The sequence below is a fragment of the Pedobacter sp. KBW01 genome, from assembly GCF_003852395.1.
Classification (GTDB): domain Bacteria; phylum Bacteroidota; class Bacteroidia; order Sphingobacteriales; family Sphingobacteriaceae; genus Pedobacter.
Genome location: NZ_QAJQ01000003.1, coordinates 265,360 through 282,474 on the forward strand (window position 1 = coordinate 265,360; position 17,115 = coordinate 282,474).

A 17,115-nucleotide genomic window follows, 5' to 3' on the forward strand; every position below is an offset into this window, starting at 1 on the left:
AGGACAGTTGCATTGCAGCTGTCCTCTTTTTTAAAACCATACAGACATAACACTCGCCGTAGAATAATGGGTATATTTGTGCAGGATGCAAATTGAAAGTTACGATATACTACCGGCACTTAAACCCTATGTTAGCCAGATTTGTACCATGGATTGTGATGGGGGATTGGATAGGCATGATATCCGCGTATTACCCGATACCTGTGTAGAGATTTTTATCAATTATACGTCGTCCCCGGTTGCCATAATCGATAATGAACTGTATAATGGCAGTATCGTTAATTTTAGGATGAACAAGCCGGTTGATGTGCAAATGAGGAAAGGAGCAGGTTGTATGGCTGTTTGTTTTCAACCAGGTATGGCTTATCGATTCTTCAAAATTCCACTCCGTTTATTATCGAATAGTACTACACCATTGGCCGAGCTTTGGGAAAAGAAGGCTGCCATGCTGGAAGCATTAATGGCCGATGGCGGCACCCATAATCGCAGGGTGGCTTTATTGCAGCAGTATTTGTTGCAAGAGTTGCGCAAAGCTGATGATAATCTGGCGATCGAATATTGCCTTCAACAGATTCAATTATCCAAAGGCTTAATCTCTTTAGCTGCCCTTACCAGTCATATTGGTTTTAGCCAGCGCCATCTATCCAGGCAGTTTCAGCAATATGTAGGTTTATCGCCGCGCGATTACCTGAGGGTTTCCAGATTTATTTATTCACTCGAGCGCCTAAAGAGTAATCCTACGCGTTCTCTTACTCATGTGGCTTACCAGAGTGGTTATTACGATCAGGCTCACTTTATTCGTGATTATAAGCAATACACTGGTTTTACACCTGGTGAAGTGTTGCGAAGCAAAAATATTTTGTAAAAAGATCTTTCACCATTTTTTGTCCGTTCTGTACAATTATACAAAACAAGTCTTAGCCATATTTGTATCTTAAACACAACACCACATGAGAAAGTTAATATTGGGCTTAGCCATTAGCCTGGATGGTTATATTGAAGGAACAAAAGGCGAATACGATTGGTGTTTCACCGATCAGGATTATGGTCTTAAAGTGTTTTTCGACCGGATAGATGCCATGTTTATTGGTAGAAAAAGTTACGAGGTGATGCAGCAGCACGAAAACAGCAGCGATGATGCAATCCCTGGTATGCCGGTACTCACCGAGTATGTATTTTCTAAAACATTAACCTCGGTAAAAGCAGGTGCAGTGCTCATCGCTAATGATGCGGTAGCAGAAGCACAAAGAATAAAATCGGAACAAGGTAAAGATATCTGGTTGTTTGGGGGGGCTTCGCTAAGTGACGCGATGATGAAAGCAGGGTTGCTTGATGAGTTATGGTTATCGGTACATCCAATTTTATTAGGGGATGGAAAACCGCTGTTTCGCGGGCACAGCAATCGCATAAGTCTTAACCTGCTCGAGAGCAAAACTTACGAAACCGGGCTGGTATCTTTGCGGTACAAGGTGATTAATGTTTAAGCCTTAAGTTGTTTTGCCTCCTTAGACGTATAAGAAGAGTAAATCTGATTGCTCTATATGTTACCATATGAGGCATTTAAGTGAGCAGGCTTATATGAAACTTATTTGATTTATATGGTTCAATAAAAATAACCGTTGATTGTTTTACCACCTTAGACATATAAGAACATTAAAGCAGATAGGTTTATAGTTTTACCTGCAACACAGCTGACCGACTTTGAAAATTGAGACTGGGTAACCCCTTTTTTAAACGGTAATAGCCAAATGCACCAAGGGCTATAAGCAGTAAGAAAATATTTTCATCGAGCGGGCAGGTAGTGATATAATTTTGAATTAAAACTCCGCAAGAGCTACCCACAATGCACTGGCGGTAATTATCGGGTGTAGGGTTATTTATGCAGGCAGATGTTGTGGTAGAGGGCGAACCATTGTAAACATCAACAGTGTAGCCATTACAACTAGAAGTAGTACCTGCGGGCGAAGTATAAACAACAGTACCATAAGTGCCGCCTCCGTAGTATATGACGCAGCCATTTTGAGCATGAGATATAGATGGATAAACAACTAAGCAGATTAAAAACAACAACACAATCTTAGCCATAGCAAAGCCACGGCACAACCTTAAGTTCATAATAATATTTTTTAGACGACTATTAATTTGCTGAGCCTAAAATTGAGACTCAATCTTCAAAAATAGTTCATTTCATCATCGCTATAACGCGGTTTTGATCTAAATCAACAACTATAAATACTTTGTCAGGCTGGTTAACTAAGGTCGGCTGCTTTTTATAATAATTTTTGAATCCCTGTTACACCAACCATCCTCGGTTTTTTGTTTTTAACCCAACTTAGGCAATTATTCCCCCTATTTAGGACGATTTTTATCCCAGAGTAAACTGCTTACACCGTAAATTTGAAGATGACATAACCAAACGGTATGCATTACCATGAGCAACACCTAACCAAATGAAAATGAATATGAAAAAGAAACTTAAAATAAGCATGCGCTCCATTTCTGAGCTTCTGGTTTATGCCTGTTTTGTTAAATTTTAACATCTCCTGTAAATGATAAAAAAGATAAAATTAGCTTTAGTACTAACAATCGTTGGATTGTTGCAGGTTCAGATCACCACTGCACAAGATGAGTTTGATATCGTCAGGAAGAATATTGTAAACAACCTGAAAGCACAAGCTAAAACTACAACAGAAGCCATAGCTACTCTGCAGCAAAATCAGCAAGCCGATGGCAGCTGGGCAGATATTCAGTATACCGATGATAGAATCACCCTGTGGACACCCATCAGGCATTTGCACCAAATAAAAGAATACTGTATCGCCATTAATAAGGGCTATAACCGTAAGCTCGACGAAAGGATTGTTGCCGGCTTAAACTATTGGTTAAAAGCAGCCCCTAAGAGCAAAAACTGGTGGTATAACGATATTGCTACGCCGCAGGCACTTGGCGAAATACTGATGCTGATTGATGAAGCTAAGGTTAGTTATCCAAAAACAACCAAAGATGCCCTGCTAGAATCGATGAAAAGGGGCGATCCCTATAAGCAAACCGGTGCTAATAAGCTCGATATTGCCATGCACTACCTGTACAGGGCCTGTGCGGCAAAAGATGCTGTGCTGATGGATGCCGCAGTCAATCAGTTATTTGCTCCCATTGAGTTCTCCAGTCAGGAAGGTTTGCAAACCGATTATTCCTACTTTCAGCATGGTAAACAACTGTATCTGGCGGGTTATGGTGCTGTGTTTTTAACAGGCGAGTATAAAGCGGCGGCAGCCGTAATGAATACCAGGTTTGCCTTAAGTAAAGAAAAGCAAAACCTCCTTTATAGTTATTTAACCGAAACCTTTTTACGTGCCATAAGGGGGCGCTATAGCGATTTTAACATAGAAGGGAGAAGCATTTCGCGGCCTAATATGCTGGATAAGAAAAATGCAGTTTTAGATGGCTATGCCGAAAATACAGCTGCCATGCTTGCCCTGGCAAAAAATATAGACCCATCAGGTGCCAGGGCCATTGATGCAGCTATAGCACGCATAGAAGAGCGTCAACCGCCTGCTCTTGGCATTAGCTCTTACCACAAACAGTTTTACAGGGCCGATTATACCATGCACCAGCGTAAAGCATATAGCTTTAACATTCGGGCCGTTTCTGTTAGAACCAGGCGTACAGAGAGTGGTAATGGCGAAAATATTTTTGGCCGGTTTCTGGCTGATGGGTCGACTAATATTCAGCGTACGGGAAGCGAATATTTCAATATCATGCCCCTTTGGGAGTGGGATAAATTGCCCGGAATAACCTGTCGAGATTACTTAACAGATCAGCCTGCGGTTGTAGAATGGGGCGAAAAAGGCAATATGGATTTTGTGGGTGGGGTTAGCGATGGAAAATACGGTTGCACGGTTTATGATATGGATTATAACCAGGTTGCAGCGAAGAAAGCGTGGTTCCTTTTTGATCGCGAAATAGTTTGTTTAGGTACTGGCATTAATAGCACCGAAGCCGAAAATATTACTACCACGCTTAACCAATGCTGGCTGAAAGGAAAAGTAGGCTTAGCCAAAAACAAATGGTTATTAACCGATACGGAAAAACTGGATAATCCGGCCTGGGTTTGGCACGATAGCATTGGCTACTGTTTTTTACAGAATACCAGAGCTGTAGTAAGCGCTGCAATGCAAAAAGGTAGTTGGAAACGCATTAACAAAGGCTATAGCGATGAAGAAGTAAACGGGAAAGTGTTTAAACTATTTATCGATCATGGTGTAAAACCTGCAAATGCAAGCTATGCTTATTGTGTTTTACCCAATGTTGCCTTACAGGAAATGAACAGCACAGTTACTTCAAATATTAAAGTGCTGGCCAATAATAACCAGGTGCAGGCTGTAGCCAATAATGCTTTGCAAATGCTGCAGGTTTGCTTTTATCAGCCTCAAGGCCTTAGCTATAAACAACTGAAAGTAACGGTCGATCAACCCTGTCTGGTGCTTGTAAAAGAAATGAATGCCAGTACGCCCGAAATATGGCTTGCAGACCCCTCACAAAAACTAACAGAGCTTACGGTTACCGTTCAGGTTAACAATAAGCCTGTAACCAGGCACATAACATTGCCAGATGGAGAAAGCAGGGGTAAAAGCTTGAAGGTTAGTTTTTAGATTAGGATACCTTAAAGCAGCCACGGATTCACAGATTAGCACGGAGGTTTTTTGCATCATCCTCACTAATGAAGCAATGAACAGCCTTCAAGGGCTAATATTGCGTAATAAGCAGCTAATATAGTTGAAAAGAAACATCCGGAAATAATTGAAGTTTGAGTAGTGAAATGGTAGCATGGATGAATTGCTGATCAGCCAGTTAAAAGCATAATAAACCAGAGGCATGGAAATAACATTGCCCGGTAAAAGCTAAGCTAATCTGTAAGCAATGAATGGTGCCGGGCGCTTAAGTAAGAATTGTACGCATATGTTGTTAAAAATGAATAAGTATCAAATAGTGGTTTCGAAAGCAAAACAAATTGGTTTATTGTTGGGCTTCATTTTGTGCTGCAGTGCTGCAAGTGCACAGCTGCTGGAACCGGCTACAAAGCCAAATGAAGCACAAAGGGAAATGATTAATCGTGGTTATGGCATGTTTATGCATTTTGGCCTTAACACTTTTGCTAACCTGGAATGGTCTGACGGAACAATACCTGTTGATACCTATCATCCAACCAATCTCGATCCTGACCAGTGGGTAAAAACCGCTAAAGAAGCTGGTTTCCGTTATGTAGTGCTGGTTACCAAACATCACGATGGTTTTTGCCTTTGGGACAGTAAATACACCACTTACGATGTAGCATCTTCGCCCGTTAAAACCGATGTAGTAAAAGCCGTTGCCGATGCCTGTAAGAAATACGGTATCAAACTTGGTTTGTACTATTCGTTGTGGGACAGGCACGAACCTACTTATAAAGACAAAGACCCTAAAGTATATGTTAATTATATGCTCAATCAGCTTACCGAGCTGTTTACTAATTATGGCTCTATTTGCGAGCTTTGGCTGGATGGTGGCTGGGACAGGCAGCCCGGCGATTGGGGCGTAGACCAGTTGTATGCATTGGTTAAAAAATACAGTCCGCAGTGTGCAATCAGCATCAACCATACCATTGTGAACGAAGAAGGAAAACGCAAGTTCACCGTGCCGAGTAACATGACGGTAGATAATAAGTACTATTTTCAATACTTTCCGAGCGATTTTCGCCTGTGGGACCCACGTTTAGTAGGTAAATTTGATAAAAAACAGTATTTGCACCAGGGCAAATCTTATTATCTGCCTTTCGAGCATACCCTATGTTTAAGTTCGCGTTGGAACTGGTTTCAGAAAACAGAGGATTTACCGGTAAGGGAACTGGATGAACTGGAAGAGCTATTTTACTGGTGTACCGATAATGATAATACGCTGGTGATTAATGTACCTCCCGATAATACCGGAAGGATAAAGGAATATGAAGCGCTTGCTGTAATTGAACTGGGGAAAAGGCTGGGATTATCAGCCAATAAACCTCTGCCTAAAAACGGCGAGTTTATTTCGTTAAAAAGCCCGGTTACAGCCAGCAGTGTATTTGCAGATAAGGAGAACAAATACGAAGCAGCTGCGGTAACCGATGGCAGTTTGGATAGCCGTTGGGCTGCGGCCGATACGCTGGCCGAACTAACTATTGAGCTTAATCCGGCAAAACCGTTTAATAAGATCAGTATATTCGAATACCAGGATACCAAACAATTACCGGATAATTTTTCGCAATTGCGCTTACCCCGGATTCAGGAATACGAAGTAGCGATTTTAAAAGATGAAAAATGGCAAACCATTTATTTAGGTACAACACCAATGGGCGATTGTAAGGTAATCAGGCTGCCCCGTAATTATCAGAGCAATAAGCTAAGGTTTAAGGTTAAAAAAGCTTCCGCACCACCTTCTATTTATGAAATTTCCGTTATAAACACTGGAAAAGGGTAATTATTGGCTTGGTGCTTATAAGCAAGTCTCTAACCTCTATTGCTAATATAACATAATAAGCAGCTAAAATAATTGATGAAAATAAGCCGGAAATAGCTGAAGTTTGAAGAACTAACCAAATAATTTCCGATGCAGTTAAGCCAGGGCTGTCCTGACCGTACCATCTTGCATTTGCCAATAAATGAGATATTGGCATTGCCGGCACTATTTGGCCTTTTAAAAACTATTTTATTTTAAAATGATGAGGAATATAAAAAGGTTTATCATGCTTTGCCTGATGGCACTGGTTACAATAAATGCAGTAGCAACAGGCACACCACATCAAAAGGCTGTCGATGTTTTCTTATCAGGCTTAAAACAATCAAAACCAAGGGTAATTTTAGCCGATGGAAGCCAGGCCAATGCCGCTAGTGTTTTGGTTAACCGCATTTGGAAAGGTAAGTTGTGTGCACTTTCTATAAAAAATACTTCCCAGCAAGCACTTAGCATTCGCGAAGTAGTGGTTTTTGACTTTAACCATGGCCTTAGCGGTAACACGCCCATTTATGGCGAGAGTTTCCAAAAGCTGGGCCAAATAGGGGGTACATTGGCTAAGCCCGAAGATTGGGGCTCTTATTCAGATCGTGCCCACTATAAAATACCCGAGCCAGAGGGCTTGCGTACGGCTTACGGTATGCTTACTTTGCAACCTCAGCAAGCCGATCGGTTATTAGTGGCTACCACTTCCTGCAACCGCTTTATTTCTCGTTTCTCCTTTGATGCAAAACGCCTTCGCATATCAATGGATTGCGAAAATCTGTTGTTAAAACCCGGTGAAACCTGGAACCTCGAAGAGTTTATGGCCGTGGCAGGCCCTGAAAGGGAAAAGCTCTACGATCAGCTTACCCGGGCCATTGCCGTACATCATCCTAAACTGGAGTTTAAGCCTATCCCCATGGGCTGGTGTTCGTGGTTATGTTTCGGGCCAAAAGTTACGGCCAAAAACGTTTCCGATAATACCGGATGGATTGCGAATAATTTACCTGAGTTAAAATATGTACAAATTGATGATGGTTATCAACCCTGGATGGGCGATTGGCTGGAGGCAGGCGATGCCTTCGGTGGTGGCGTATCCAATGTTTTAAAAGAAATAAAAGATAAAAAGCTCGAGCCAGCCATTTGGGTAGCGCCTTTTATCGCCAGTCCGCAATCCCGGTTGTTTAAAGAACATCCCGATTGGATGGTAAAAGACGAATCGGGTAAACCCATGCGCTCAGATAAAGTAGGATTTGGAGGCTGGCGTCAGGGTCCATGGTATGCGCTTGATGGTACGCATCCCGAAGTGCAGAAATATTTTACAGAATTGTTTAAAACCATGCGCGAAAAATGGGGCTGTACCTATTTTAAATTAGATGCCAACTACTGGGGAGCTATTCATGGTGGCGTGCATTACGATAAATCTGCTACCCGTATCGAAGCCTATCGCCGAGGTATGGAAGCCATCCGTAAAGGAGCAGGCGATGCTTTCCTGTTGGGCTGTAATCACCCGATTTGGGCCTCATTGGGCTTAGTTCATGGTTCGCGCAGCTCTATGGACATTTCGCACAGTTGGGACTCTTTTAAAAGCATAGGCAAAGAAAATCTGTTAAGAAGCTGGCAAAATGGCCGCTTCTGGTGGAATGATCCGGATTGTATTGTGCTTACAAGTGGTGGTTCTAATGGGGTAATGGATAATGCCGGTAATTTTACAGGTGATAAAAATGCCAAACCAGGCATTCCTGAAAACGAATTCCTTTTTCACGCAGCAAGCATATACGCCACCGGAGGGTTGTTGCTAAGCGGCGATGATCTGCCAACCATTAGTCCAGAGCATTTGGTAATTTTAAAGAAACTGATTCCACCAACAGGGGTGGCAGCAAGGTTCGAAAATGAAAAGTTCGAAGTAGGAAACACAACATTAAAAGGCGAAACGGTTTATTCGGTATTTAACTGGAGCAATACTCCTGTGAAACGTACCGTAAAACTACCAGCCGGAAAATACAGGCTTACCAATAAATTTACCGGCAAAGCTATTGGCGTGTTTCAAGGTGAGTATGTAATAAATGATATGGCAGGACGTAGCGGTTTGTTAATAACTGCAACAAGGGTTGCCAATTAAAAGCAATAGAGTGATTTGAACATAGTAATGCTGCTCAATAACCGCTATAATCCGGTTAAATTAAAATAATGATGGTTAACCGCAGGGCTGTGGGACAAGGATTTTACAGACCAGCGAGGAATAATTGCGTAGTTTTAAAAAAAATAACACCAATTAAACCTGAGTTAGAACAATGAAAAAAGTAACGCTTTCCTTATTATGTGCCCTCATGGGTTTCAGTGCATTTTCTCAACAAACCATTATCAAATACCTTTCCGGAACGGATAAAGACCATACCGTAAACTGGGATTTTTATTGCACTGAAGGTAGAAAAAGCGGTGTATGGACCAAAATAGCAGTCCCCTCTAACTGGGAACAGCAAGGCTTTGGAGCCTATAATTATGGACACGATAAAATCAAAAATAAAGAGCAGGGTCAATACAGACATGAGTTTTTTGCTGATGGTGTAACAGGGAAAAAGGTATTCATTGTTTTTGAAGGTTCGATGACCGATACCAAGGTAATGGTTAATGGCATGCAGGCTGGCCCGGTACATCAGGGTAGTTTTTATAGCTTTAAGTACGATATAACCGATTTGGTAAAACCCAATGCCAAAAACCTGCTCGAAGTAACTGTCGATAAACAATCAGCCAACCCATCTGTAAATAAGGCCGAGCGCAGTGGCGATTTTTGGATCTTCGGTGGAATTTACCGCCCGGTTTATCTTGAAATTGTGCCGCAGACCTTTATCGAAAGGCTGGCCGTAAATGCAAAAGCCGATGGAGCATTTCAGCTGGATGTATATGCGCAAAACTTAAAACAAGGCGAACAAATTGAAGCCCAGGCAGAAAAGCTTAGTGGCGAAAAACTGGGTAGACCTTTTACGGCTAAGGCAAACGCAGCGGGTGATGGTTACGTATTGCAGGCTAATTTTAACAAACCTTTGTTGTGGAGTGCCGAATTTCCGAACCGGTACCAGGTAGTGGTTAGCATAAAGAATGAAAAGGGTATTGTTCACCAGATCAAACAAAAATTTGGTTTTCGTACGGTAGAGCTGCGTGCAAAAGATGGCTTGTACGTTAATGGAGCCCGCGTTTTGATGAAAGGCAGCAACCGCCACAGTTTTTGGCCAGAAACCGGTCGTACACTCAGCCATGGGGTTCATGTATTGGATGTACAGTTGATGAAGGATATGAACATGAATGCTGTGCGCATGTCGCACTACCCACCTGACCGGGACTTCCTGGAGGTTTGCGATTCACTTGGTTTATACGTGATAGACGAGCTTACCGGCTGGCAGGCCAATTACGATACGGAAATAGGTAAAAAACTGGTTAAAGAGCTGGTTGTGCATGATGTAAACCATCCTTCTATTTTATTTTGGGCCAATGGCAACGAAGGCGGCTTTAACCGCGAACTCGATGATCAATATGCATTGTACGATCCGCAAAACCGGACCGTTATCCACCCCTGGGAGAAATTTAATGGTACCGACACCAAGCATTACCCCGATTATAAGGGGATGGAAAGCAGAACCGCTACCGGCGAAGAAGTCTTTTTTCCTACCGAGTTTATGCATGCTTTGTACGATGGCGGGGCAGGAGCAGCACTCGATGATTTCTGGACACAAATGTTAAAACACCCACATGGTGGCGGTGGTTTTATATGGGCCTTTTTAGATGAATCTATCATTCGTACAGATAAAAATAATACCTATGATGGAGATGGTAATCATGCACCCGATGGTATTGTAGGGCCGCACCGCGAAAAAGAAGGCAGCTATTACACCATTAAAGAAATCTGGTCTCCGGCGTACATCAATCTACAAGCCCTTAAAGCAGATTTTGATGGTAAAATACCTATCGAAAACCGCTATGCTTTCACTAACCTTAATCAATGTACATTTAAATGGAAGCTGGTTAAATTCCCTTCAGCAACTGCTAAAACTACAGGAGCCCTGGTAAGTGCAGCAGGCATATTAAAGCCCCTAAACCTTAAACCAGCCGAAAAGGGCGTGTTAAGTTTACCATTACCCGCAACCTGGACCAAAAACGATGCCTTATATCTTAGCGCATATGGTCCAGATAAAAAAGAGCTCTTTACCTGGAGCTGGGCCATTTCCGCTCCGGCAGCTTTTGCATCTAAAATTAGCAGCACTACGGCCAAATCGAATATCAAATTAACGCAAACCGATGCCACATTGAGTATTAACTGCGACGGGATCAGTTACGATTTTGATAAAACAACCGGCTATATCCAAAAAGTCGTAAAACCAACAGGCACTATTTCTTTGTCAGGCGGGCCGGTTTTGGCCGGAGTAAATACCCAACTCAAGCAGTTTACGCATCAGGCGGTTAAAGGCCAGTATATTGTTGAAGCCGATTATACAGGCGACGCTGCTTTACATGTAAAATGGACTTTTACTTCTGGGCAGCCTGTTAAACTGGAATATGAGTATAGCCAGCAAGGCGATGCAAGCTTTATGGGCATTACTTTCAATTACCCCGAAGAAAAAGTTACGGGAATGAAATGGTTGGGACGAGGGCCTTATCGCGTTTGGAAAAACAGGTTAAAAGGCCAGCAATTTGGTGTTTGGCATAAAGATTACAACAATACCATAACCGGTGAAAGCTGGAAATACCCCGAATTTAAAGGTTATCATGCCGAAGTAAACTGGGTAACAATCGAAAATCGCGAAGCTCCTTTTACAGTTTATACAGCAAATAAAAATACATACCTGCAAATGTTTAAGCCAGCACGCGAAGCCGCTGCACTGGCTAACAATAATGTCGAACCTGCTTTTCCTGATGGGAGCATTGGTTTTTTAAATGCCATTAGTCCAATCGGAACCAAGTTCCAATCGGCAAAAGTTATGGGGCCGCAAAGCGAACTGAACCATGCCAATGGCGAAAAGATCAGCGGTAAGCTATGGTTCGATTTCAGGTAAAAAATTAAAACACGGAATCTCATGCTAAAAGAGATTAACGAAGTAATACTGTGCTTAAAAATAAAGCCTGAAACCGTAAGGTTTCAGGCTTTATTTTTACTCCGAATACAGATCCAGATTTTATATTCCCCAGTTCTTATTAGGTTTTGGTCCCATTTGCAATATCAGTTTCCCACCCTTCAATAATTCGCTTGCAGGAAATTTGAAAGACTGTAATGGCTTTCCATTTAAGGTAGCTTTTTGTACATATTTATTGTCGCGTGATACATCAGAAGCCTCAATTGTAAATGATTTTCCACGGCCATACTGCTCACCAAGATTAATGGTTACCGATGGGAAAATAGGACTGGCAATTTCATAAACTGGTTCGATACTGCAGCCCCCATCTGTTTGGAACAAGCCCAAAGCAGCCATTACAAACCAGGCACTCATTTGGCCCTGGTCTTCATCACCCAGGTAAGCATTTGCTAAATCGCTGCCATAATACCTGTCGATAATTGCCCTGCTCCAACGCTGCGTTAGCCAGGGCTTTTGCACCCAGTTAAACAAAAAGGCAAAATGCATCGACTGCTGGTTACCCTGAATTACCGGATAATCCCAGTACTGGTCGCCCGGTGCATTGAAACGTAATTTATTACTTTCTGTAAACCCCCACGACAGGCGCTCTACAAATTTATCTGCCCCAATCTCTTTCGCCAATCCCGGCACATCCTGTGGTACAAAATAGGTGAGCTGCCAGGCATTACCTTCTACATAGTGGTGGTTGGCACCCGATTTAAAAGGATCGAAATCTGGCGCCCAGGTACCGTCTGATTTACGCATCCGGGCATACCCCGTTTCCTTGTCAATTGCATTACGCCAATAGTTTCCCCTTAGGGCAAATTCTTTTTCATCTTCTTTTTTGCCCAACGCCCGCGCAAACTGCGAAACCGTCCAGTCATCGTAAGCATATTCTAAGGTGTTAGAAAATCTTCCAAGGTCGTAAGGTACGAAATGGTACTTTAGGTAGGGGACCAGATCACGGTTGCCCGCATAACCGAGCCCCACCTTTTGCGATGGAGTAGTTTGCATTTTCTTCATGGCTTCAAACGCTTTATTGGCATCGAAATCGCGTATGCCCATTTGATAGGCGCTCACCATTAACGGAATTTCATGTTCTGCAACCATTACGGGTACATAATTCATGCCCGCAGGTCCTTTGGCCAGCCAGCCATTGGTATCGTACATGGCCAGCTGCGATTTTACCCATTTAGAAGACCACTCAGGCGTAACCAGGTTCCAAAACTGGTTCAGGTTCCAGAAGGTATTCCAAAAAGCATCGCAACCCAGTGCCAGCGAATTAGGGTCTTTGAGTTTCTGCACTTTTTGAAAAGCATCTACCCAGCTGCCATCCAGGTCGCTCCAGGTATTCCGGCTGGCCAGTGCCCTGTACATATTGGTATAAAAACGGATTTTCTCTCTCCGGTCGTTAGATTGAACAGCCACCCGTCCAATCAGCTTATTCCAGGTATCACGTTGTCCGTTTCTTACCTTATCAAAACTCCATCCATAAGGTTCGGTAATTTCCTGTTTCAGGTTATCTGAAGCATTTTCAATGCTCACCATCGAAATACCCGTACGCACCTGCACCACCGGGTTTGTTCTGGTGTCGAACTCTACATAGGCACCAGCATCTTTTACTTCCCCGGTATTTACCAGATCTTTATTACCCACGCTATCATTCTGCCAGGTTCCAAATTTTTGAATTGGCTGATCAAATTCAATTACGAAATGGAGCTGGTAATCCTGGTTTACATCACCCGACCAGGCACCGGGCGTAAACTGTCTCGATACCCCTTCAATCCGCCTGTCGCTTACTTTTTTCAGGGTCACATTCTTAAGTGTATAGGCATATTCAGAGGGGATTTGTAAATCAATCATCACCCTCGAATCAGTAGCTTTAGGGTAGGTATAACGCTGGAAGCCGCAGCGGGTAGTGGCAGTTAGCTCTGCTTTAACCTTATAATCGCTTAGCATTACTTTATAGTAACCCAAAGGGGCTTCTTCTGTTGCTTTATCAATCTGCGAGCGGTAGCCCTCGCCAGTACTCCGCTCATCGCCTGTTTTAATCTTTAGCGGGCCGTTTACCGGCAGCATGCCTAAGCCGGCCATTGTCCATTCGTGGATGTGGCTAAATACACCCACACTCTCAAAACTTGGTTCGTAACCAGCCTGCCAGCCGTTATTCTGGTTGTCGGGGCTGAGTTTTACCATACTAAAGGGCATCCAGGGGCCAGGAGCAATCATCCAGCGGGAATGAGCAGTGCCCATTCGGGTATCTACATAATCTGCAGGCGTAAACAACCGTTGTGCCGATCGTTTTACCATGCCATTTTCCAGCAATATCCCATCACTGTAAATCTCATACTTACTTTGTTTAGCTACTGTAACAGCAGGCATGGGCACCTCGAACTGGTATCTTGCACTATCCAGCCGCTCACGGAATACCTCACTACCATCCAGTTTTACCGTTAGCACAGGTTTGCCAGAAATCAGCTGTGCATCGACCAATAAAGGCTGGATTTCTTTACCATGCGCGTTAAGTTGATAATCAGCAGGCTTTACCCTTCTCAAAAACACATTTTTATTGCTGATTAACCTGGCCGAAGCCGGGCCTTCCAACCTTACCTGATCAAACACCAGCCACGATCCCTCAAGGGTGGTCATCAAAATCTCATTACCGCCTTTACGCAACTGTTTCGCTTCAAGTGGAATTTCAATTTTATATTCGTGTGCTGTGTTTAAATCACCTTCAAAAGACTTATCAGCCTCCCGTTTAGGCAATTGTTTTACATGCGAAACACCATTAATGGTAACTTTAAACAGGGGAGGTAGTGTGCCCTGATAACCAATCAGGTCTACTACAAATTTCCAGCCCGCTCCTGTAGGCTGGTGTTGCAGGCCGAATAAAATATTGGCATTATGTGTTCTTAGACCTGAGGTTCCACCTGTGCCTCCCCAGGCATCTTTGGGGCCAGGCAATATATAAGCCCAATCCTGCTCAGGCTTTGAAACACCAATCAGATAAAACTTATCTTCCCAGCCAAAATCTTTTTCCAAAAAATGCTTATAACCCGATGGCGCCAGCGCCAGTTCTGCCGATTTGTTATCTGCATTGCCGATTTGCCACAAAGTTGTTTGGGCGCTCGTGGTACTGGTTAAGTACAACAAAAGCAGGGTTAGTAATTTGTTCAGGGATAATTTTCTCTTGTTCATTTGTGTTTACATTTTTGATCTACTCTACCGCTTAGCTTATAATGAAATAAGTATAAACTGGAGTAAATAGTTTGTATGTACATATTAAAAATTGAAGTTAGTTAGAATTTAGTGTTTTTAGATGTAAAAAATGAAAATAGTATCCTTTTTTATCAAGGGACATAAATAGCCTTGTTACGGAAAGCGTAATATGTATGTACAATATTTGTTTTTATGATTGCTTTCTAATCAGAACCGGAAATCTCATCTGTGCGAAAATGAATGAATTTGAAAATACCACCCTAAGTAGGGAAGCTTTGATTTTTAGGCGAATTATCTGTTTGTAAATGGTGCTTTAATTTTAAAAAAATAATTTTTTATTAACTTTCTTATGTTTAGTTTTATTAAACATTTACACAATAATATTAAACATTTAAACTATGAAAAAATTAAAATCCCTACTATTTCTAATTGCGACGGCGCTGGTCGTACTTTCGTGTAAAAAGGCTGTAACAGAGGCTGGTGCAAGTGCATCATCCCCGGATGAAAAGGCAACTGCGCGGAATATCTTGGCTGTAAAACCTAAAAAAGTACTTTTTATTGGTATTGATGGTTGTGTGTGGAAAGCCCTCACAGCGACTAATGCACCGAACCTAAAAAACCTGATGGACCAGTCTTATACAAGCACCAATGCATTGGCACAGGTGCCCACCTGGTCATCAAACGGATGGTCGGCATTGTTTACTGGTGTAGGTGTTGCCAAACACAAAGCATCTGATAATAGCTTTTCGGGTGCTGACTTTGTAAATTATCCTTCTTTTTTCCGGCAGATTAAAACCAGCTTACCTGCTTTAAGAACAGCATCGATCGTAACCTGGTCGTCGATAAATAATTTTATTGTCGCCACACCTGATGTAACTGTAAAACAGAACAGTGCAAATGATAATGCCACTGAAGTCAGAATTATACAGGAAATTACCAGCAGCAATACAGATGTTTCCTTTTGTCATTTCGATAATGTAGATCATGCCGGTCATGCGAGTAACTACAGGCTTACCTCACAAATGTATATTGATTCGGTAAAGGCAGTTGATGCCAGAGTAGGAAGGATACTGAATGCGGTAAAAACGCGGACTACTTATAACAATGAAGATTGGCTTATTGTAGTTGCTACAGATCATGGCGGCGATTTAAGTCACGGGGGAAGTAGTTACCTGGAGCAAAATGCATTTATTATCCTGAACAATAGTGCAATTAGCCCACAACTGGTAAATACACTGCCCACCACTACCACCGAATCAAATCCGCATAATATTACCACTGTCGATTTTAAAACAAATGTGTACGGAGAGCTTCCAGCCTTAAGTAACCTGAACTTAAGTGCAACCAGCAGTTTTACCATCGAATTTAGGGCCAGGGCAACTACAACCACCAGCGATCCGGTAATTATCGGCAATAAAAACTGGGCGAGTGGTTATAACAAAGGCATTATAATTGCCAATAGAAATGGTGTAATCAGGGCTAACTTTGGCGATGGAACACACCGCCTGGATATAGATGGGGTAGACCTCAGTGATCAGTTATGGCATCAGGTAGCTGTGGTAGTTAACCGGGGTACACAAAAAGCTATCCTATATGATGGTGGCATTCAGGTAGCCGAAGGTAATATCTCGTCGGTGGGCGATTTACAAAGCGGTAATGTATTTAAAATCGGGCAGGATGGAACTGGCAATTATAGCCCTTATTTTACCGGTAATATTTCTGAGCTAAGGTTGTTTAAATCGGCTTTATCGGCAACCAGTATCAGTGCATACAGTTTTACCGCTTTAACATCTGCACACCCACAGCAAGCAGATTTAGTTTTATATACCAAGGGGAATGAAACATCCGGAACGGTTTACAACGGTACATTGGTTACGCCAAAAATAAATATCCTAACCAAAAACAGCGCGACAATTACCCGCAGTGCTTTAACGGTTCCAATTTTTTATCGTAAAACAACCGATTATCATGGTGCTCCATATTTATACACCGTGCCGCCAACCATTTTAAGCTTTCTGGGTATTAGCCCTCCGGCTTATTATGACGGGCAAACCCTGATTAATTTTTAATTGATTATGAAAATGATAGACTTAAAAAGCACTAAGGTTTTGATCAGGAATACTTAATTATACTTTAAGAGTTATGCATAATGTAATACAGCCTGAAATCCTATGATTTCAGACTGTATTTTTTGTAAGGAAAGCTGCCAGCGAACCAGATATCTGTTCTTAGTCTGCAAAATTGTTAATTCTAATCAGCATTTTATTAAGGAATTTTGCCTTTT

The 17,115-nt window shown here is 42.3% G+C and carries 9 protein-coding genes; 7 read left to right on the plus strand and 2 right to left on the minus strand.

The features are described 5' to 3' along the window. Positions 1–85 precede the first annotated feature (85 nt). Both DBR40_RS03575 and DBR40_RS03580 read left to right on the plus strand, forming a co-directional pair. Positions 86–865, plus strand: coding sequence for a helix-turn-helix domain-containing protein (locus tag DBR40_RS03575; RefSeq protein ID WP_124558434.1), 780 nt, complete (start codon positions 86–88; stop codon positions 863–865). Between the two features lie 85 nt (positions 866–950). Further along, a complete protein-coding gene (locus DBR40_RS03580; protein ID WP_124558435.1) occupies positions 951–1,484 on the plus strand; it encodes a dihydrofolate reductase family protein in 534 nt (177 codons plus the stop codon). Between the two features lie 184 nt (positions 1,485–1,668). Here DBR40_RS03580 and DBR40_RS03585 read toward each other — a convergent pair whose 3' ends face one another. Beyond that, positions 1,669–2,115, minus strand: a complete 447-nt coding sequence (locus DBR40_RS03585; protein WP_124558436.1) for a hypothetical protein — start codon at positions 2,113–2,115, stop codon at positions 1,669–1,671. A gap of 434 nt (positions 2,116–2,549) precedes the next feature. On the opposite strand from DBR40_RS03585, the gene DBR40_RS03590 reads away from it, so the two are divergent. From DBR40_RS03590 to DBR40_RS03605, 4 genes are all read left to right on the plus strand, one after another. Then, the gene (locus tag DBR40_RS03590) at positions 2,550–4,652 is read left to right on the plus strand and encodes a polysaccharide lyase 8 family protein (protein ID WP_124558437.1); all 2,103 of its coding nucleotides are present in this window, start codon (positions 2,550–2,552) and stop codon (positions 4,650–4,652) included. Between the two features lie 319 nt (positions 4,653–4,971). Beyond that, entirely contained in the window at positions 4,972–6,492 is a 1,521-nt protein-coding gene (locus DBR40_RS03595; RefSeq protein WP_124558438.1) for an alpha-L-fucosidase, read from the plus strand. A 238-nt stretch (positions 6,493–6,730) separates the two neighbouring features. Beyond that, on the plus strand, positions 6,731–8,629 hold the full coding sequence (locus tag DBR40_RS03600; RefSeq protein ID WP_124558439.1) for a glycoside hydrolase family 36 protein: 1,899 nt from the start codon (positions 6,731–6,733) through the stop codon (positions 8,627–8,629). Positions 8,630–8,801: 172 nt separating this feature from the next. Further along, complete coding sequence (locus tag DBR40_RS03605; RefSeq protein ID WP_124558440.1) at positions 8,802–11,555, plus strand: glycoside hydrolase family 2 TIM barrel-domain containing protein; 2,754 nt, start codon at positions 8,802–8,804, stop codon at positions 11,553–11,555. Between the two features lie 120 nt (positions 11,556–11,675). On the opposite strand, the gene DBR40_RS03610 is transcribed toward DBR40_RS03605, so the two are convergent. Beyond that, positions 11,676–14,810: a GH92 family glycosyl hydrolase gene (locus DBR40_RS03610; protein ID WP_124558441.1), complete on the minus strand. Its 3,135-nt coding sequence runs from the start codon at positions 14,808–14,810 to the stop codon at positions 11,676–11,678. Positions 14,811–15,229: 419 nt separating this feature from the next. Between DBR40_RS03610 and DBR40_RS03615 the strand changes: the two genes are divergently transcribed. Next, positions 15,230–16,900: an alkaline phosphatase family protein gene (locus DBR40_RS03615; protein ID WP_124558442.1), complete on the plus strand. Its 1,671-nt coding sequence runs from the start codon at positions 15,230–15,232 to the stop codon at positions 16,898–16,900. Positions 16,901–17,115: the final 215 nt, after the last annotated feature.